At 60.9% G+C, this 20,325-nt stretch carries 13 protein-coding genes; 4 read left to right on the top strand and 9 right to left on the bottom strand.

Annotated features, from left to right (window positions below; genetic code table 11):
- Positions 1-120: 120 nt before the first annotated feature.
- Positions 121-1,629, top strand: a complete 1,509-nt coding sequence (locus WG898_RS19015) for a DNA primase (RefSeq protein WP_339604354.1) — start codon at positions 121-123, stop codon at positions 1,627-1,629.
- Positions 1,630-1,741: 112 nt separating this feature from the next.
- On the opposite strand, the gene WG898_RS19010 is transcribed toward WG898_RS19015, so the two are convergent.
- The 4 genes from WG898_RS19010 to WG898_RS18995 are packed head-to-tail and all read right to left on the bottom strand — an operon-like array spanning position 1,742 to position 9,856.
- Complete coding sequence (locus WG898_RS19010; RefSeq protein ID WP_339604353.1) at positions 1,742-2,851, bottom strand: Wadjet anti-phage system protein JetD domain-containing protein; 1,110 nt, start codon at positions 2,849-2,851, stop codon at positions 1,742-1,744.
- The gene (locus tag WG898_RS19005) at positions 2,844-7,739 is read right to left on the bottom strand and encodes a coiled-coil domain-containing protein (RefSeq protein ID WP_339604352.1); all 4,896 of its coding nucleotides are present in this window, start codon (positions 7,737-7,739) and stop codon (positions 2,844-2,846) included. The genes WG898_RS19010 and WG898_RS19005 overlap by 8 nt, the downstream gene beginning before the upstream one ends.
- A 6-nt stretch (positions 7,740-7,745) precedes the next feature.
- Positions 7,746-8,513, bottom strand: coding sequence for a hypothetical protein (locus WG898_RS19000; RefSeq protein ID WP_339604351.1), 768 nt, complete (start codon positions 8,511-8,513; stop codon positions 7,746-7,748).
- Entirely contained in the window at positions 8,510-9,856 is a 1,347-nt protein-coding gene (locus WG898_RS18995; protein WP_339604350.1) for a hypothetical protein, read from the bottom strand. Before WG898_RS18995 ends, WG898_RS19000 begins: the two co-directional genes overlap by 4 nt.
- A 131-nt stretch (positions 9,857-9,987) precedes the next feature.
- Between WG898_RS18995 and WG898_RS18990 the strand changes: the two genes are divergently transcribed.
- Positions 9,988-10,860, top strand: coding sequence for a helix-turn-helix transcriptional regulator (locus tag WG898_RS18990; RefSeq protein WP_506546837.1), 873 nt, complete (start codon positions 9,988-9,990; stop codon positions 10,858-10,860).
- A 55-nt stretch (positions 10,861-10,915) separates the two neighbouring features.
- Here WG898_RS18990 and WG898_RS18985 read toward each other — a convergent pair whose 3' ends face one another.
- Genes WG898_RS18985 through WG898_RS18975 form a run of 3 tightly spaced genes read right to left on the bottom strand, consistent with a single transcriptional unit; the run spans position 10,916 to position 16,030 of the window.
- Positions 10,916-12,817, bottom strand: coding sequence for a UvrD-helicase domain-containing protein (locus tag WG898_RS18985; protein ID WP_444718971.1), 1,902 nt, complete (start codon positions 12,815-12,817; stop codon positions 10,916-10,918).
- Positions 12,814-15,147: an ATP-dependent nuclease gene (locus WG898_RS18980; RefSeq protein WP_339604348.1), complete on the bottom strand. Its 2,334-nt coding sequence runs from the start codon at positions 15,145-15,147 to the stop codon at positions 12,814-12,816. Before WG898_RS18980 ends, WG898_RS18985 begins: the two co-directional genes overlap by 4 nt.
- Positions 15,148-15,205: 58 nt before the next feature.
- Complete coding sequence (locus WG898_RS18975; protein ID WP_339604347.1) at positions 15,206-16,030, bottom strand: hypothetical protein; 825 nt, start codon at positions 16,028-16,030, stop codon at positions 15,206-15,208.
- Between the two features lie 65 nt (positions 16,031-16,095).
- Here WG898_RS18975 and WG898_RS18970 point away from each other — a divergent pair, with 65 nt between their 5' ends.
- Entirely contained in the window at positions 16,096-16,425 is a 330-nt protein-coding gene (locus WG898_RS18970; RefSeq protein ID WP_339604346.1) for a hypothetical protein, read from the top strand.
- A 271-nt stretch (positions 16,426-16,696) separates the two neighbouring features.
- On the top strand, positions 16,697-17,800 hold the full coding sequence (locus tag WG898_RS18965; protein WP_339604345.1) for an IS1595 family transposase: 1,104 nt from the start codon (positions 16,697-16,699) through the stop codon (positions 17,798-17,800).
- Positions 17,801-18,370: 570 nt separating this feature from the next.
- Here the strand turns inward: WG898_RS18965 and WG898_RS18960 are convergent.
- Positions 18,371-18,973 (bottom strand): hypothetical protein, encoded by a 603-nt coding sequence (locus WG898_RS18960; RefSeq protein ID WP_339604344.1) that lies wholly within the window; start codon positions 18,971-18,973, stop codon positions 18,371-18,373.
- Positions 18,974-19,108: 135 nt separating this feature from the next.
- Positions 19,109-20,287 (bottom strand): hypothetical protein, encoded by a 1,179-nt coding sequence (locus WG898_RS18955; RefSeq protein WP_339604343.1) that lies wholly within the window; start codon positions 20,285-20,287, stop codon positions 19,109-19,111.
- Positions 20,288-20,325: the final 38 nt, after the last annotated feature.

Raw genomic sequence — 20,325 nt, 5'->3', positions numbered from 1 at the left:
CCTCCGCCAGCTGAGAGCCAACCGACTCCACGCCAGCCCGCCTCAACTGCGCGCAGCGCATCTTCCAACGCCCAGTCGGATGGCGCAGGTTCTGTCGCTCCGGCGCCTCAAGTGACGCTGATGCAGCGTATCAAGGATCGTCTCCCCCTGCTTGACTACATAAAGCGCTTCAGGGAGATGAAGGCGTCGCCTAAATCTAAGGACGAGTATTTCGGGAAGTGCATTTCCCCAGCGCACGAGGACGACAAGCCGTCGTTCTACGTGAACACCGCCAAGCAAATCTACAGCTGCCACGGTTGCGGCATCAGCGGCAATGTCTGTGGTGCTTACGCAATCATCAACGGCATGGAAGATGATGACGCCAAGTTCGCGCTGGGCCGTGAGCTGGGCGTGTTCAACGAACGGCGCCTCGATGACGCCGAGTCCATGTTGAGCCGCGCCGCGGGCAAGTTCGCCTGGCAGTTGGCCCGCAGGGATGATGCGATGGCCTATCTGGCCACTCGCGGGATCAATGAGGAAACGATCAAGCGATTTGGGATCGGCTTCTGCTGGGGGCGTGAGTTCCAGAACCTCGACCAGGCTCAGACCCGAATGGCCATTGCAACCGGCCTAGCCAGGGAGCCCAGCAAGGACGATCCCACTAAGCCGGTACGTTCCTTCATGGCTGGCCGGATTACCTTCCCGGTCAAAGACCGAAGTGGCCGCGTTGTAGGCTTTGCTGGCCGCCTGGTGCCGGGCGGCTTCAACACCCACGGCCCGAAGTACATGAACTCCCCGGAGACTCAGTGGTTCCATAAGTCGGAGTTGCTGTTCGGGGCGCACGAGGCCTATGCAGGCATCTCGCGCTGCGGGTATGCGGTCGTCGTCGAGGGCTACATGGACGTTGCGATGTTGCACCAGTTCGGTGTCGACAATGCCGTCGCCGTCATGGGTGCCTCGGCAAACGAGACCACATTCCAGAATCTCTGGGCAATGACTCGTCGAGTGGTCTTCTGCCTGGATGGTGACAGTGCCGGCGACGCTGGCGCGCTTCGCTCGGTACTCGCCGCGGCCCCGTCGATGCCGGACGGCTGCGAGATCGCGATTGCCCGACTCCCGACCGGCATGGATCCGGATGAGTATGTGCTGGCGCACGGTGAAGAGGCTTTCCGGACGCTCTGCGAGCATGCGACTCCGCTCTCCAGGTTCCTGATGGAGTCGAACCTGAATGGACACGATCTCAGCTATCCAGAAGGCCGGGCTCGATTCCTGGCAGAGGCTCAGAAGTTGGCTGCAAACTTTGTTGTGGCTCCACTGATCCAAGAGCAAATCGTAGCCGAAGCACGTGCCATCAACGCAGCATCGCTCGTCGACGCTGCGCTCAATGTCACCGGCCTGGGCGAGGGTGTCTCAGCAAGGGAATTGAAGGATGCGATTGCGCTCATGCAGCGCAGACTCCTCAAACTCGAAGCCGAGGCTTCGGGCGCACCGGCTCGGCCTGGGGCTGCAGCTGCCACCCCTGCCGCGGCTCCCGCGCCGCGCGAGCAAGTCGCTGAGCCTGAGCCGGTCCAGGCCCAGGAGCCCGCAGCAGCACAGACTCCTGCAGCTCCGGTTGCCGCTCGCCGCGTGACATCGCGCTACCGGATTTGATGCGCCTGGCATGACGCAGGCAAACGCCCTGATGGAGCAGTTGCACAAAACGCGTCGCGGTGGCCCTTTTCTCAATTTTGGGCGGAGGCTAGTGGACTGTGGCCCGAACTTGCTAGACATCGAAATGCGTTGACATTGCATCCCTGAAACTAGTCGAGGCCAGATGCTTGCAACCGCCTATGTCAACTGCCTCCTGGTCCACTGCGCGAGCATCGCAAGCAGTTGCAAGTTCGTCGAGTTGAACATTCCCGGTGGGAGTCCAAGGCGCCTGCTGCGCCTTGCCACTCAGCATGATGTATGGATGGGAGCTCTCATCGCGATCAACCATGGCGCGCATTGGTAGATACAGCCCACTAAGTTCCAGCTGTGGAATGTGCTGCCGCAAGGCATGTGCGATGCGCAAGCCTTCACGATCCAAATCACCCCAAAAATAGGTCCGCTGGTGGGAAAACAACTCTGCCAAATCGTGCCCACTGCCAGTTCGGCTCAGTATTTCGCAGCCCCGGCTTCGTACGCTTTCCAGTAGAGCTAGACCAGCGCTGCTGTCAGACATCATGTTCAGGCCGTAGCCGTAGGCCGCGATCAAAGCGATGCTCGAGTCCACGCCTGCCTTGACCGCAAGCTCGAAGCTGGTCGTGTTCTCAATGAACAGCACTGCGGTTGGCTGCGCTGGACCCGCCACGACCAGGTAGCGAGGGGTCGACGGGAGTCGGTCAATACCCAATAGCCTCTGGGTTGCCAGCGGCAAGCGGCTCAGCACCTTGGATGAGCCCAGGATGTGCCGCGCGCTCACGCTGAATCCGAAGTCATCTTCCAACGAAGCTGCTGCGCCTCGGATTCGAATCAGTCCCTGGATGACACGCTGCATGTCGATGGCCTCCAGGCCATCGAAGATCGCATGGGAAACCGCCAAAGCGTCGGCGAGTTGAGCGTCGTCGGTCACTGCCACCAGAGCTTCGCGCCAAGCCTTCTCAGTAGCCGACACATCGGCAGCGACGGGGACGACGGTCAGGTATCCCGCGTACGGAAGCCCCATCGTGTCGGGCTTGTAGGAGATCAGTTCGCTCACCCGCAACTGTCGGAGTGCGTCGTAGACGGAAACCAGGTCTGTTCGGAGCGCCTGGGCCGCGCGAGAGGCCACGTCCGCCGCAAGGAGTTTGCGCCCCTTGGGACCCGAGGCACGACGCAACCACGCGAGCAAAGGGCTGCCGATTTCATCCATCGAGCGCTCCATTGCTGTTTGGTTGGCGCTTGTGCATGAATGTGGCGAGCCCCATTGAACCCTCCGGCCGCCCGTCTTCGAACCGGATGTAGCTGCGTCGGCCTTCCGTATCGCGGTTGCCAACGCGCCGGCCGACGACATATGTCGGGAAGATCTTTGAGTTGTTTCGGTACTCTGGGTTGTGGATGAGCCCGATCAGCTGGAGGCTGCTGTCGGCCTGACCCAGCCCCATGAACGCCTCGTCGATGAGACGACGGTCGGTCAGATTGCTGAAGAGCCCGTCGAAGAACAGGACGCGTTGCGACCTGCTGCGCAGCCTTTTCTTGGAGCCGCCACCCAGGTGCCGGAGCACGGCACATTCCAGGTGGTACTCGGATTCGCGAATGAGCCACAGCATCTGCAGCGCCGACTTCTGTCCCTCCGACATGCCAGGCTGTACTGGCCGCTCCTTGCCTTCCCACATGCCGACATGGATGAACTCGACAGAAGGATTGACGAAGATTCTCTCGATCAGCGCACGGCGGATGTCAGTCCGGACGTTGCTTTCGCCGACGCCACGGGTCAGCTTCTGTCGATCCTTGGCCTCGCGCTTGCGGCCCTCGATGTGATCGCGCAGATCCTCCATCAGCTGCTTGATGCTCTCCGTCGAAATGACCTCTGCCTTGATCGTGAAACGGGCTTTGGGGTTGCGCGCCATCACGGCATTCATCGTCACCAGGTTACCCTTGCAGCTCTCGACGAGCCGCGTCAGCGTCTCGATGCTTGCTGACTCGATCACTTGGGTCGACTGCTGAAGCTGCTCGAGCTCGGCCTTCTCTGCCTTGAGCTGATCGTGCAGACGCTCACTGATCTTGGCCAGGTCCGAGAGCTCCGCAGACGTGTTGGCGGACTGGATCGCCTCGATCTCGCCTTCGGAGAAGCCACCGCTGGTCGACGCACGCGCTTTAGTGCAAAACTCGCCGCGGACCCGCTCAAAGTCTGACCTGGCGCGGTTGGCGTACTTGCGCGCGTCCCCGACCTCCTTGCCGGTACGAGCGATGTCCATGGCTTCGACCTCGCCGCGAACCACGCTGATGGAGGCGCGGTCGAACCGACCCTGTTCAGGTCGCCAGTCCCGCAACTGCCACCGCAGCGATTCCGTAGCATCGTAGGCCTCATGGGCTTCAGCGGGTGAGTAGCCGATTTCGCGGCTTCTCAGATCCTCTTCGAACGGCGCCGCAGCATTCCTGCGGCTGCGCATGAAGAAGGCAAGTTCGTGCATGGCGTCTGCAGCCAGCTGCGTTTCCGCGATTTCGCCTTCCAGGGTTTCTACTTCTCCATTGAGCTTGATCGCCTTAGCCGCCGCGTCGGCTCGGCGCGCCCTGGCCTCACCGATCTGACGCTGCAGGGTCGCCTCATCCTGCCCCTGGTGCAGCTTGAAGTCATGCGCGCGCTGATAGTTGATCTTCTTCAGCGGGTCGAGTGCATCGCGGAGCTCCTCGAGTCCAGCGAGGACCTGGGCCTGGGTTTCCATGAAGGCCGCATGGCCATCTGCTTCGAACTTCTGCGCCCGCACCAGGCCATCCAGCGTGGTCTGGAACGTCGACATGAACGCGAGTTCACGAGCACTGGCTGCAGCGAAATCGGACTGGCATTTCGCCAATCTGGTTGCGCGCGCAGGCATCTCGGCGTCAATCGCCCCGACCTGCTGTTCAAGCGACAACCGCTTGTCGCTCAGCGCTCGGAACATCTCATCTCCACCCGCCAGCACGAACCGGCGCGCGCCATCGTGCGCGACGATCGCCTCCCTCGTGACCAGGGGAGCGATTTCTGCCACCCGTTCCTCCAGCTTGACGAGCTGCTCTGTGAGTTCTTCGATGTCCTGAGTCACCGCGGCCAACGCTTCATCGGCGCCGGCCTGGACGAATTTGCTGGCATCCTGGAGCAGCGTCAGCGCTTCGGTGGACACAAGACGCTTGGCTGCCTCAAGCGCCGCCTCCAAAGTCGCCAGTTCGGTTCTGGCTGCAGCAGCCTTGGCGACCGAGCCACGCTTCTGGGCGTCTTGGGCGCGTACGGCCTGACGATAGGCGTCGGTGTGCGGGGTGAGTGACTCCGCCGCTGCCATGGCGGTTTGTCGGTGCCCCTCATGCTCCTGCCTCTTCTGCGCAAGCGCCAAGCGTTCCTCGGCCAACGCCTCCGGATCGACGATGGCGCGCATTCGCCGGGACTTGGCGCCCGCAAAGAATCCCAGGGAGGCGGAAGTCGCGGTGTGGTGACCCGGCCCTTGCTTGAGCCGCTCGATCAGCGGATCAAGCAGCAGCACCGGCACGTCATGATCGCCGCGATGCAGGATCGAGAGGGCCGCTTCCGCCTGGTCCATGTCGACGGCCACGGGCGCATCCAGCAACGGCCCCAGCGCGGCCAGCAGCGGCAACGCATCATCCTTCGGCAGGTTGAGACCGCGGATCACATCCAGGACACGGCCGACGCGAATGCTCGCCGCCTCAAGAGCACCATGGGCTGAGGCGTAGTCCGCATTGCCGACCTGGTCGAGGTCGTCGAGCGCCGCCAGTTCGAGGTCCAGTTTTGCGACCAACGCGCGAGCCTGCCGCGCCCGCTCCAGTGCGTCGGCGTGAGCCGTGTCCGTGTCCCGCAGCCAGACGCCGGGATCCTGTCCCGTTCGCTCCAGGTGTTCCTCCAGGCTCTCCGCCAAGGGCTGGTGCTGGGCGTATTCCGCCTGAGCGGCGCTCTGCGCTTCCAACAGGGTTTCATGGTGTCGCTGCGGCGATACGGTCAGGGGGTCGACATCGCCGAAGAGCCGCTTGAAGTCGCGCGTGGCGCCTGCAAGGCGCTGCATCGTCTCCTGTGACTGCACCTTCGTGCGGCGCAACCCCTCCCACTGCTGGCGCTTCAGGCCCAGCTGCCGGTGTTCATCCACCGGGGGAGCAACCTTCTGCGGATCCACTTTGCCGAAGATGCCGACAAACGCTTCAAACGCCTCGCGGTGCTCCGACAGCGTGCTGAGCTGCGCTACTGTGCTGGCGATGTCGCGACGCAAGTCGGCAGCAGCCTTTGCGCCGTCGTCGCATGCGGCCTGCGCGGTCCGCAAATCGGTCGACCGGTCCGCCTTGGAGGTTTCGACCCTGGTGCGTTCGGCTTGCAGTTCCTCGATGCGATCTTCGATGCCGATCAGGCCCAAGTCATTACGAACCTTGTTGAGTTCTGCCCACCCGCCGGACAGTTCACCGACCCGCCTGATGTGCTGGTTGACCGCATCGGTGCGCACCTTCGTCTGCATTTCCAGCCAAGCCGGGACAAGAGCCGGAGCATCGTGGAATTCCTGTGGCAGCAGGTGAAATTGCGCGCAGAACTCCTGGTACGCCCCCTGGTTCTCGCGCCATTCGGTGACCTGACGCTCTAGACGTTCCTTGTCGTCGTCTGCGGCGCGTCCGGCGCGCTCCGCGTCCGCGATGCCCTCCTTCAGAGTCGCCTTGCTGCGGGTCAAGCGCCGCACCTCATGGCGAAAGATGTTCGTGTCCAGCGTGGTCCGGGCGAACTCAAACGCTTCGTCCAAAACAGCGAGCAGATCGGATGCGGCTTCCGGACGGTGCGATGCGAGCTCGCGCGCCGACACCAGATCGTAGTACCGAAGCGCCTTGCGCTGGCCCCCGCGGCCCCCAGATTCTTTGATATCGCAATATAAATCAATGACTTGCGAGCTTGCCACCCGATGGGGAATCGCTGATTGAGCGGTCGATGCACGGCCGGCGATCTCATTCAGCCGACCCGTGTTCAAGCCCAGAAGCGCCGCTAGGCCGGAGCTTTCGATGAGGACGCTGCCGTCCTTGTCCAACACCATGGCCTTCAAACACTCCTTGACTTTGGCGCTCAGCGAGAACTCTCCCAGTTCGTTGGGTACGCCTGGCACCCTGGAATCCTTCATGTCGACAAAGCGTTTCAGGAAGGCTGCATCGACGGCCAGGGTCTGTAGCTGAGTCTGATAGGCGCCCGAGGCGTCCTCGATCTTGCCGGCGGCATCCAGAACCGGCCGCAGTTCGGCCTCCAGCGCCTCGCGGCCCTTGAGATAGGCCTCCTTGGATTCCACCTGCAGCTTGGCGTCGATGAAGCTGCTCATCGACCTCATGATGGTGTCTTCGACATTGCGCTCGTCCTCTTCGGCTGAATCTCCCATGACGTTCATCAGGAGTTGGGGCGCGACGACCTGGCGAAAGTAAGCCTCGTCGAATCGCTCCCCCGGTCCGGGCGTGACCTTGGAGAAAGCTGCAGACGCATCGCCAGCACCTTCGCGATGGAACATGACGTTCTGCCTGACGACATCTGGGCTCATGAACATCCCGACCACCTTGCTCCACTCGCCAGCGGTGCTCCCGATATTCCATTGACCTCGGATGTTCTTGACTGCGGCTTTCAAAGCGGACAAGGTGGTGAACTCGATGGCGGTGCCGTCCATCCGGCAGGCCGGAACGTCCTCCAGCGCGCCGGAATAGCGGTAGAAGAGTGGGCTGTCGTCATCGCGGTTGGCACAGACCCCGATCACGAAAGTTTCGGCCGGCGAGTTTTCCGGGTCTGGCGTCATCAGGTCCCGCTGGGTCAGGTCTTGATCCTGGAGGATCGCGAACTCGATTCGAATGTGTGTGGGCACCATGCCAGCCGGTGAGCACCGTTCGAGAAAGCGAGGCTTCAGCACGCGATCCTGGCTCAGCAGGTAAAGGACCGCGTTGGTCAGCGACGTCTTGCCTCCGCCGTTGGGAACTTGCACCGCAGTAGACGCACCACAAAGGTTTATGACGTTGGCTGGCCATAGCGGGCGCCAGTTCGCAACACCCATGCTGGGCACCCAGCCTTCGCAGAGGTAATTGACGATCTCGATTCGGTTGATGAGTGCCATGGTTTTTCAGCTTTCGGAGGAATCGGAGGGGCGAACCAGCAACTCACGACCTGCCTCAAGGGGGGCAGTGGCTTGGATCCAGGGTTCAAGACCCTGGAGATGGTTGTTCTTCATCTCCAGCGCACCGAGCAGTGACTGGCGGTAGCGGTCCGCACCGAGGTCATCGACTTGCACGCCGTCCACCATCAGCTCGATGAACCGCCCTGCGTACTTGTCCACCTGGGTGCCGCTCTCCGAGATCAAGCAGTTGTAGACCGCGTCACCCTCCAGCGCGTCATGCCCAATTTTTCGGACCAAGTCGTTGATGTACTCATGCATGGCCTGCACGAGGTCGGCGCGCGTAAAGGTCGTCTCCACATAGCGCGTCACTTCTGTGGCGACGCGGTTGCGATGGGTGTAGAAAAGGGCCAGCAGCACGAACCAGAGCTGGGTGAACCAGATGCGCCGCGTTGTGATGGTCTCGTTCTTGAGCTGCATGCGTTCGTCGATCCATCGCTCGCTGAACAACGCGCTCACCTGGTCCAAGCGCCGCGGCAACAGAAAGACCTTGCCTCCATGAGCCAATCCCTGCGTCTGGAAGTCGTCCAGCGCCACTAGGTCGAAACCGAAACCCTGCAGTAGGCCTTCGAGTTCGGTGCGTGCCTCAAGGTCGGCGTCGTTCAGCAGTCGAGCCAGTTCGCGCTCGTCCGCGCGTCCTTTCCCTCGGGGGATCGTCTCCATCCGGCGATGCTGAAGCAGGAAAGCCTGGACGCGGCCCATCTCGATTCGGTTCATGCTGATTCCCCCCTTTCGCCCCTGGTCAACTCCAGGTCGGAATAGATCAACTCGCCAAGCAGGCCGTCGGACCGGGTCACCACCTCGTGCGGAATCCGAAGTTCAATGGGCTCGTCCTCGCTCAATGCCCAGGGAGCTACATAGACACCAAGCAGTTCTGCCAGCTCGAGCCTGCCATCCAGGACGCACCACCCACGTTCCAGCGCTTCAGACAGCGGCAGCGGCCCGGACGCAAGGCGAGACCGGATCACGTCCCCGTACTCGCCAAGAAATCTCAAACGGGTATCAACGACGTCTGTTGCTCCCAAATCAGTCTCGAAGCGCGGCGCCATCTCTTCCCTGGTCAACGAAATCCGCACTCTGCCTCGGACATCTGCCGGCGATGGAAAGATCCCATTGAGACGAAGCGGACCGAACCGGCGAAACAGCGACTCGATCTGGCGATCCGACGGCGGGCGCTTGACCAGGTTCAATGCCACTTCAAGGAAATCGGTGGCACTGACCGCTGACGTGCGGCGCTTGGCAGCGATCTTCGTCAGCTCCGCCAGGTCGCGCCCGAACGATTCCAGCGCTTGGTAGACGCGTAGAACTTGGTGCTCAAGGTCGTACACGTCCACGACCAACGTGTCGTCAAGTTCGTCGTTGTCAGGTGCACGCCAGGACTTCAGTCGCGCCTCAGCCTGACGAAGGAGTTCGGACGTCTTCTCGATGACATCGCGAAATCGCGGCATCTTGACCCTGAACACCTCCGAGTCCCGGTCCACCTGGCCTCGCTCAATCTCCTGCCGCAGCTCTACGCTGGCGAACCGAATCGTGTCCAAGAGGCCATCGGAGAAGGAGGGCACCACATCAAAATCGCCGGACTCAATGGCGCGCAAAAGCTTGAGGGCATCACCTTCCGCATAGGCGAAGTCGCTGATGTTGGAAGAGACGCTGATCGCATCCCGGCCTGTGGACGTCAGCCGGTAGTCATCGGCGTAGTGCGTCCGCTCTACCAAGTTCGTCTGCTTGTCGCTAACAAGGTCTGACCGCTCGTCGGATCTATCGATTGCCCACAGCTCCGTCGGCCGCGAGAGCACATTGAGGACGTAGCGGAGATCCTCGGGATCGACCTGAGGCGCGACTTCCCCGACAGCGATCAACAGCGCGTCGAACCCAATGAATTCGTTGCCGGACTCATGTGCAAACCCTCGGAGCGCGTCGAGCACGAGGGCTGCGAGATCAAGATATCGCCCATCGCGCAAACCTGCGCGCTCCTCTTGCACGTAAACAGGCGCGTTTCCCGGCTCTCGCTGGGCGTCGTGAAGGTCAAGCAGTCGTGCGCTCAACCTCAACAGCGGCATGCAGTCCATTGTGCAGTTAGTCTGAAATTTTTTACAGTTAGCCGCAACGATAACATATCCATCAGGATAAGTATTGCAATCTGCTCATTGAAGGCGAGCGTGCCCCCTGTATACTTCAACAGTTATCCTCAGTGAATAATCACACCGTGCCCACCTCTAGCGCCAAACCTTCCCCGGGAAGTAGCCAAGAAGATGCCTCGCAGCGCATCAGGGACATGGACGTCCTTGTGCGCTGGGAAGGTGAGCTCTCAAACGCGCGAATCCGAGAGGTTTTCGGTGTTCAGGCGGTCCAGTCGAGCCGGCTGCTCGCCGCCTACATTGCAGAGCGCGGCGCAGTGGTCACTCGCTCAAGCCCGCGTGCGCCCGTAAAGCCATCGACGCGATTCGACAAAGACGTGCCTGCGACATCGGCCGATGACTATCTTCGGCTGCTCTCTGGTGCGGCCAGCAGTCTGGCCTGTTCAGACTTGGTGATTGATGCCAGGCCGGCCCTGTTGAGCGAGGACCCCCTGCTCTTTGCAGCCCTGGTTAATGCAATCCGATCAAACACAGGTCTGCGTATTGCCTATGGCTCTATGAATCACCCAGACGGAGTGGAAAGAACCATCTTTCCTCATGGTCTCGTGCGCGCGCCACGACGCTGGCATGTACGGGCATGGTGTGAACTGCGAAAGGACTTCCGGGACTTCGCTCTGGGGCGTGTGCTTTCGTTCCAGCCACTAAGCGCCCCCGCCCCAAAGCTTCGGAGGCACGACACCGACTGGAATAGGTATGTCACTCTGAAGGTTGTGGCTCACCCTGCGCTCGGGGAGGGGAATCAACGCCTACTTCGTCGGGAATATTTCGGGGGTAAGGCTTCGATGGCTTTGCGAGTGAGGAAAGCGCTGGCTAGCTACGTCGTTCAAGATCTGAGGCTTGCAACGGATGTCGCGCGCGATCAGCCTCCGCAGTTCCAGCTGTATCTAGAAAACGCACAGAGCCTTGGTGACCTGTTCGGCGTCTGACTGAGCCCCTCTTAGACGCCTCCTGGGCCTCCTCACGTCGCCAAGCGATCACCGTTCATTCCAGGACCCCTTCGAGGGCTGCTTCATCCACGATAGCTTCTGATGTGAAGAGGCCAGTTCTCTCGACGCTTTCTCGGGCCAGGTCGACGTCGGCCGCAAAGAGAACCACAGCAAGATCACGCGTGGCTCTGGAACAGCACACATAGAAAAGCCGCCTCGTGCGATCAACAACGCTATCGGTGCCGCTCGCGATGTTCTCGTTGTCCGTGTCCGACAGCGCGACCATGCCGAGGTACTTCTCGTACGAGAACTGCCGTTGCCCGCGACCCTCGTCGTCATCGATGAGGACGAGCACCCTCTCAAACTCTGCACCTTTCACGCCTTGCTGTGTGGCAAACGGCGACAAATCTTCAAGGTAGTGGCGATAACCATCCAACTCACTGACCCTGCATCCAAGTAGCGCCAACACAGAAGGCACTTCAGGATCATCATCGGCAGCGAGCAAATCTGGATCTGCATCGAGATACTTGGTCCAGGCCTCGTCGAGCACCAGTAGACCGCCATCCAATGCACTCGTGAGCGCTTCCCGAAGCGTGGAGTTGCTGGACTGCATCAACCGCGCCAATTCGTCGGTCGACGCCCTTAGCCTCGTCAAAACATCGGGGGCGGTGTTGCCGATCAGGCTTGAAGAACTTAGCAGCGGGCACTCGGCGCGCAGAAGCGTCATCACATCGAAGCTCCGATCCTCGAGCACAGCCATTGTCAACGGCAACAGGAAAGTCAAGAACGGCCGAAGCGGCCAGGCGGTGCCGTCCTTCAGGCCTTCCTTGATGCTTGAAGGAGCCTCGTCGTTCAGCGCGGCATACAGATTGGGAAAACCCAATCTCGTCGCGGCCATACGGTGCACGACTACCAATACTCGGACATCGGCTTCGCGATCGCCGCTCACCCATCGCTCGTCCTTGTTGACCCGGCGAAGCCATTCACGGACTTTCTCCAGCTTCGCCGAGCGGTTCGCGTCGGCCGCGAGTAAGAAGATCCTCGCCGAGCCCTCAACCTGGACCGATTTTCCGTCGATCATTTCTGTTCGGCCGCGTGTTTGAACCAGGCCGTCGCCTGGCTGGCGAACGGCATTCACGAGGCGCAGCACATGCTTCGGACACCGAAAATTCTCTGGCTTGGTGATCTGTCGCCAGCCCGCAGGCGCATCAATGGCACCGGCGCCGTCCATGTAGATCTTCTGCATGGGATCACCGAAGAAGCCAAGACAGAACTCGACCGGGGTCGTCTCGGCAATTCGACGAAAGGCTGCAACGATATCGGGCCGCGTGTCCTGACTCTCATCGACAAACAGAACCGGATATCGGCTTGCAATGACATCGCGCAGCAGTTGACTTTGCTCGATCAGGTCGACAGCTGCCGCAATGACGTCCGTATGACCAAGGACGCCGCGCGCGAAATCGCTGCCGGCTCCGTACGAGAAGTGCGTTCGTTGTCCCACGGCCTCCATGTGACGTCGATAGCGGGCAATGTCACCGACCAAGCGCTCGCGCGTCGCGGCGCGCGTCCTTGGTTTGTCATGGTGTTCCTGAGCCTCGGCGATCTTTTCGTGAATCCGCTTGATGACCCATGTCTTCAGGTTGACCTGGAATGGCCGCACTACGGTCCACAAGAAGCTGTGAATCGTTGAAACGTGGAAGAGCAGATCGTTCCCTACGTCGCCCCATATTTCCTTGACCGCCACGTCCGTGTATGTGATGCAGGCAATTCGCTGGCCTCGTGTCTTGAGCTCATCGCGCCGCGTCTGTCCGAGATGGGCAAGGGCCTTCACGAGCGACGTTGTCTTCCCGGACCCGGCACCGGCGACCATTACAAAACTGCGCGGAGGCCGCTCGTCCAAGCAAGCACGCAGGTCCAAATCCGCCTGTGTATCAGGCTGTCCGACGCGCCGAGTCATGGTGCGACATCCGCGTTACCGGCTAGGGGCTCCGCCGGGGGGCTAGACGGTGCCACTCGATCCTCCAGCCACTGCAGGCCATCGGCGATGTAGCTCGGTACAGTCCAGGCTGTCGGGTCCTGGGCCAGCAGTGCGAGTGCGAAGTCAGTCTTGTGGAAACTCGGATTCTTGACCTTGCGATACAAGCTCTGTGAGAGTTCGCCAAGGCTCAGCTTGTTGCAGCCTTTGATCCGCAAGCCCAGGTCCTGACGGGCAGCGTCCTGGCACCACGACAAATTTTGCAGAGCGAAGGCCTCTTCCAAGGTCCTTCCCGTTCTCATCTCCGTCGCGCCGCGCCAAGTTACCTCAACAGGCATCTGATACGCGACGCGCACAAGCGCGTCTTCAGCTACAACCCGAGGTTGAATGCGCTGGTCGGCTGTCGCTGCGAGAAGGTCGGCGATAGTGCTGCACCCAGGAAGCCACTTGACCAGCGTTTGATTCGAGGTGAGTGCCCCGGCCTCGTGGACCATACACGCTTTGCGTCCACGACGACTTGCGTCAGCCTCTTCCGCTTCCTCGTCGGCATCGGGATCAGCGTCGGCATGATCTTCGTCGACTGTCCCGGCCCCTTCTGCCGCCATTGTGCCGGCGGCAGGAGGCAAGACACTGTCGATGTCGGTCACGATCAGAGCGGTCAGGCCCAGGAAGTCGACGAGGCCTTTGAATCGGTGACCGAAGGCGCCGCCGATCTCAAGGATGCTGAGGTAAGTTGACTGCAGCCGTGGCGCCGACTTGGCGATCATCTGCTGCATCAAGAGACGTTCGACATTGCCCTCCACCAAGACAGCCGCGTCAGCAAAAAACAGATCGCAATGCGTGAGTCTGAGATAACGCTCCAGGAAGTCCCTCGTTCGGTCTGCAGGGTCGTTCGGGTCATTGGCCTTCTCATAGAAGGCTGCCATGCTGAGAACCTGGGACCGCTGCACGCCGGAGTCTGTCGTGCGGCGGAAATATCGGATGGGCCGAAATCCGCGCTCGAAGAGCACATGCGGTGAATGGGTCGAGATGACGAGCTGGCTGGTGCAGTACGGCGCGTCTTCTTCGGGCACCGCAAGGATGTCGAGCACCTTCCGTACGAAGACCTGCTGCAGCTGCGCATGCAGATGAGCTTCAGGCTCTTCAATGAAGATCAAGTGCAAAGGCGGCCGGTTTTCGTCGATGTCCAACCACCTCGAATGGGCGTCGAGCAATTCGACAACCATGTAGATCAGATTCTTGAACCCCAGGCCGTTGTACCTATCCGGCAGCGTAGCCGAGGTATCGGAGCCGATAGCTCCCACCGCGTAGTGAACCCGGGCTCCTTCATGGCTGCTGAGGATCGTCGCAGGATTCAGTGCAGTCTTGATCAGCAGCCGAGGGTTGTTGATACCTGGATAGCCAAGCTCGGCCAACCGTTCAAGTGTTGGGCCGAAGACGCGCTCCAAATGGTCGTTCAGCAAGGCCTCGGATTGCGACAGCGCTCGCTGTGCGTCGTAGTCCTCGCCCCGCTTTTCCAGGTTTCTCTCGTAGAACCGACTCAAGCAACGAGACAAATCTTCGGATCGCGCGCCGCCATTCGAATCTGACAAGTGGCGCTGTGCGTGAAGGAAATCGACCTTTACCAGACTGGCTATCACGTCCCTACCGCTTCGGCCCTTGTCGGGCATCATTCGCAGCGGCGTGTAGCCTTCAGCCGCTCGCATATTCATGTCGAACTGCGCGCTGTCGAGAACGTAATAGCGCAGTTCAAAATCACGCCGAAAGCGATCGCCAATGGCATCGGCAAGGTAGTCACAGAGTGTGCGTGGCTGAGGGTCGTACGCGGTATCTCGCTGCACCGGCTGTTCGCTCATGCCTGGTGCTTGAGGCTGCTCAGCCTGCTGGGGCTGCGCAAGCCGGGCCCGGGCGCGCGCCTCTTGAAAGCTGGCTCGCAGTGCAGGTGCGTCCGATGCAGCAAGTTCCACACGAATTCCAACTCGGCCGCCTTGCCATTCCAAGCTCGGCAGCAGGTCCACCACCCGGTGCAGGTCTGCAGGCTGGACGCTGAACCAGATATCGATCGAAATCGTTGGCAGTGCAGCGCCTTCAACGCCCTCGCCGAACGCGTTGATTGCATCCCAGCATTCAGAGCTGAAGTCGTGGAGTGAAAACCGATCTTTCGATGCGACAGTGAACAGTTGCAACGCGTGAGCAGCCGAAGTCTTGCCGCTGTTGTTGGCTCCGACGAAGATCGAAATGTCGGACGCTAGGTCAATACGCGCGTCCTGAAGGCGCCGGAAGTTGCGAACCCAAACGGTCTCAATGTGCATAGTCCTCCCTATGTTCTTGCGAACATGGTACGGGAGTGGCCTGCAACTGTGTAGGTAGCTACAGATCAGCCAGCGATTGCCAAGCGGGATTGTCGAACTGGATGAGCCCAAGCTGCGTCAGCCGGGCCTCGATATAGTCCATTCGGTCCTGACCCCAGCTCTTGCGCGCCACCTCGTGCCAGAACACGTGCACGTTCAGCCGCATGCTGGGGGACACCTGGACCCAGTGGGGGCATGCGCGGTCGACAAAAGTAAAGAGCTCGGGATAGTTGAGCTGAGTTTCCGGCGCGTCCGCGACCTCAGGTTGCAAGATCCCATAAGTCGTCAACGCCCATTCGCGAAGTTCAGCCGAACCAACTGCGGTCGACAGCTGGACCAACAAGACGGCAGCCACCAGAGCATCAAAACTGCTCAAAGCCGCAAGTCGGTCCAAGTGTTGGATCGTCATGGCAGCGAGGCGCTTGCGCTGGAGAGAGCCGGGGTCATCCTTGAAGAGCAGATCCACCACCTCAGGCTGTAGCGAAAGCAGCGCCGCTTCGATCTGGTGAGACTCCATCGGCTCCCTCTTGAGCACCCGCCACAGCGGACTGTGAAACCACCGGGCGGTTCCCGGAAATACCGCTTCCGCTCGCTCCACTGCATCGACTCGACCTGGCCGGGCTTCAGGAACCTTGCGTCCGCGCTCGTAGCCATCCCATTTGCGCGGTCGCCAGACAGTGGCGCCGGCGCCGTCTCCCGGCCGACCTTCCAAAGCCGCTTCGATGGCATAGGCCGATGGCAAACCCGAAGCTAGCTTCAGCGCTCGGAACCAGATCTGAGTGCGCAACACATCGACGGGATGGCGGGAAGGTCGCCCCGGCCGGGGCGGAAGAACGGTAGCCATGCTCGTGTACTGAAACTCCCAATATCGGTTCGGGTGGAAGCTCCACGCATTCTGGCGAACACTGCGTGACGACCGAACTTGGCAAAGCCATGCAACGCTTACCAGCCCACTCCCAGGACGATACCTACGCCAAGCTGTGCCAGGCGCTACTGGACGAACTGGAGCGTCGACATGGACCTGTGCTCGGTGGCTCAGATTTGGCATCCGCACTCGGTCATCGCAGCGCCGCGTCACTGCGACAAGCGCGCCGGCGCGGGCAGGTTGTCGTGCCGCTTTTCACCATGCCAAATCGGCGCGGCCAATTCGCGTTGACCCGTGAGGTGGCGCAGTGGCTGGCCCGCGCGCGGCTGGGGCTACACGACGAACGATCCGAACAAAAAGGAGGCCAGCCATGACCACGTAGCTGGACAACAGACGACGGGGCCAGAAAAGCACAGGGCCCGACTCCCTGGCAGGGGAAATTCGGGCCCTTCGGTGTGCACAAGCGGGTGCTTGCACGCCAAGTATGTGCCGATGAGCCATTGAGGTCAAGACGACACCGAGGTTGCCTCGGTGTCTTGACCTTGCTCGCCATCTCGCCTCACAGGTGCCGGCTGGTAGCCGGCGGTTGCCGGAGGGCGCTGTACTTGTGCGGCGCAGCTGCGGTGCCTTTCTGGCGAGCGTCCGATGGCGCGGCACTTCACACAGGCGGCCAAGTTCAGGGATTTCAACCTGTCGGCTGTCACCAGCGAGCACGAGGCCTTCCTCATCCTCACGGAATTCGCGTTTGGGCATCGCGAGATCTTCGCCTGCCCGCACTGCGGCGTGATCGGCAAGCACTACCTGAGAAAGACCCGAAAGCAGTTCCGATGCCGAGACTGCGACGCGTACTTCAGCCCAACGTCGAACACCGCGTTTCACAAACGCAAGATCCCGTGCATGAAGCTTCTGCAGGCCATCGTCATGTACGTCACAGGCTCCAACGGAGAGGCCGCTGGGCGTGCAGCAGCAGTGCTGGGCGTGGACCCCAAGACGGCCTGGTTGCTGTTCTCGAAGATCCGCGAGGCCTTCGTTTTCACCTGGGATACACGTCCGATGGAAGGCGTGGTGCAGGCCGACGGCGGTCATTTCTGCGGCAAACCTCACCGAGCAAATCGGCGGAAGAAGCTGGATTCCGTCGCCGTGAATGCCCGGCTACGAAGCCGCAAGGCAGCCATCGACCCGACGATTAAGCGTGCGCATATGGAGAGCTGGAACAAGGAGAAGCTCAAGAAGCGCCGAGTAGTGCTGGCGATACGTCAGGTCTCGGTGGAACCAGGCTCTGGTGCCGTCCGCAGCACCGTAGCCATCTTGAAGCAGGAGGTTGCCGCGTCGGTCTTCCCTGCGGTGAAGGCAGCGGTCAAGCCGGGCAGCAGAATCATGACCGACTCTGGAACCGCGTTTTCTCCGCTGATCGCCGAGTTCGATCTGGAGATGGTGAACCACACGAGGGAGTACTCGACGCTCGATGGGGTCAACAACAATCAGGCCGAGTCGTTCATGTCCCGCCTGCGTCGCGGCGAGTACGGTGTCTTTCGCGGCATGCGACCCAACTACTTCTTGGACTACTGCATAGAAATGTGCTGGCGTGAGGACTACCGGCGAAGCACCATTCGGCAGCGCATGCAGGATCTCTTCAAGCGCATTCGGCAATGTGGGCCATCGCCATCGTTCGCAGGCTACTTCCAAGGCACTCGGCGGGCAGTGGAGTGGACTACGCCTGGTCGACGAAACTCCACCGCTCCGGGTTGATGATCCAAGTGGTTCGGGATCTGCGTCCATCACCTACATGAGGAGAAAGCAACCCACCGGTTGCCCGAAGTGCCTTGAGCCGTTTCCTCAGTCGCACCATGAAGTCCCTGCGTTCCGCTGGGCGAGGTAGCGATTCCGGCCATGCTGCGTCGATCGCGTCTGCGATCTGAGACGACGTCATCCCGGTTTCCGGCGCTCCCTTGAGGGCGCGAAACACCTGCGCCGTCAAGACGCCATAGTCGAAGGGACTCTTGGCATACGTGACCTTCGGCTCGAGGATTGACCAATCGATCGGGACCCGATGCTGGACAAGCAAGCCGTCAACTTCTGTCAGCGCACGCTTGATGTGCCGATGCAGGTCTGATGCCTCCCTTTTCACGACCGCGAGGCGCCTCAGCTCGCCCTCAAGGCGGTTGCGCCGATCAATCAGCAGTAGAAGTGAAGTTGGTGCTCTTGCCATGAGCAGCAGTACACCCTACCCGGCATATCCGCGTCGAGTGCAACTGCTCCATCATGGCGCAGGCAAAAGCAAAGGCCCCTCGAGAGGGGCCTTTGCTTTGCTCGCTGCGCTTACATGCTCATGCGGCTGGTCTGGGCGGTGCGCTGGCTCGCCTGCTGGGTGGCGGCAGCAGCAACTTCGAGGACGCGAGTGACCTTGGCGTCAGCGGAAACGGCACTTGCAGCCGCCTTCAGGACGACGCCGTCATCGGTGACCATGGCGCGGCTGATGACCAGGCGGTTGTCCTCGATCACTACGGGGGCGATGCCAGGGGCCTGGAGCAGGGGGCGCTGTTCGGCCAGGCGCGAGACCTTGCTCATCAGCTTCAGGACCTGCTTGCCGAGATCGGTCTCGGGGTCCGGGAAATAGGCATCGCCGCGCAGGCCCTGGGCGCGCAGATCGGTCGCGATGTCGTTGGGCACCGCGAGAAAGCCTTGATCCGGCGCCTTGTCAAAAATCAGGCCGAAAACGGACATGTTCAGCGGGTCCTTCGACACGAAGCCGCGAACCGATGCGTTGACGTTCTGTTGGACGAAGGCCTTCAGCTCATCCTTGGCGGCATGGAAGCGGAGACCCCAGTCGGAGACCTTCGAAATGAAATTGTCAGCGGCCAATGCAGTCTCGGGGGAGGCTGGTTGGAAAGCCACCGCAGAAGAGCGAATCACGGGGGTCATGGTGAATCCTTGGGAGTCGGGTAAGCTGGATTACTCATAAATGAGGGAGTCCTTAGTAGATAATGTATCCTAAACACAGCGGAAATGCCAGTGTCTTAAAGGCAAAGCCCGGAAATCACTGGCCGAATCCCGCGGTCAGGGGGGCGGAGCCTTGTTGGGCGTAGCGGTGCCGTCACGATTCATGCCGAACACCTTGCTGAGAGCGGCCATCATCGCGGCCACAGCCTCGCGGATGCCTTCGATCATCTTTTGCATTCGACTCTTGTGCTCCTCATCGACGGCATTCTGGGCGGCGAAGTCGAGATTCTCGGTCGCGCCATCCAGTGCCTTGTTGACCGAGTTTAGGTCGACCTGGTTCTCGACGCCGCGGATGAGTTCCTTGACGTCGTTGACCAGAGTCTCGGCCATCTCCGAAGCCATCTGACCGTGGGTGCGCTCCCACTCTGCGTCGCCGGCGTTTTGCCGCAACTCGGAGCTGACTTCCGCTAAATTCGACAGGCTTCTGGCCAGCTGATCGTTCCGGTGACGGCGCAGATCCCCAACAAGCGGCGTGGGGCCGCCGGCGAAGAGTTCGTTCTTCCAGTTCGAAAGGCTTTCGAAGATTTGGTTTCCGATGGTGGCAGGAGCCAACGACTTGCTCAGGATCTCCAGGCGCTGCTGCTCTTTGGACAGCGAGGTAACCAGGCCCTCGCGAACGTTACCGACCTTCATGCCGGCCTCATCCATGGTTTGGAGGAAGGGCTCAACCTCCTGGGCAAAGCCTTCGATGATCGACTCGATGGCGGTCATCCGAGCAGTCAGGCCGGCCTCGCGGCCTTCGCGCTCGTTCAGCATTGGGTCCTGAACCACAACGTCGTGAATCACGCGGCGCATTTTGGTCATGATGACCTCGGCGACATCCAGGTCCGTCAGGTCCTGCGAGATGCCGCGGAGGCGCTGCTCGAGCGTCGTGAACGGGCCGAACTCCAGGATCAGGTTACTGGTCTCGGCGGACTCTTCCCGGGCCTTCTCAAGGATGGCCTGCAGCTGCGCCTCCATCTCCGCGGGGTTCAGGCTGAGACTCGGATACGGACGACGTTCGACGCCTGGGATGTGCGACGGATCCGCCGCCACATCGTCTTCAGTCAGGCCTTCGGCAAACCTGGGCGAATGCGGAGAAAAAGGGTGGTTCAAATCGGCCGCGCCGATGACCATGCCCTCGACTTCGCCATCGAACCGCGGAATGAAGATCGGGTCTTCGATCTGGTTGCCGCCACCGGCCGGACTCTTATGGGTTTCATGGCCAGTATCGGCCAGGAGGTCTTGCAAGGACATATGCGCTCCTGTTCATTCGGCACCTGCGGCCGCGGTTA

Origin of the sequence: Paucibacter soli (assembly GCF_037482845.1) — a bacterium.
In the GTDB taxonomy this organism is placed as follows: Bacteria; Pseudomonadota; Gammaproteobacteria; order Burkholderiales; family Burkholderiaceae_C; genus Paucibacter_B; species Paucibacter_B soli.
Note: the sequence above shows the minus strand (reverse complement) of the source record. Positions and strands in the feature narration are given on the sequence as shown.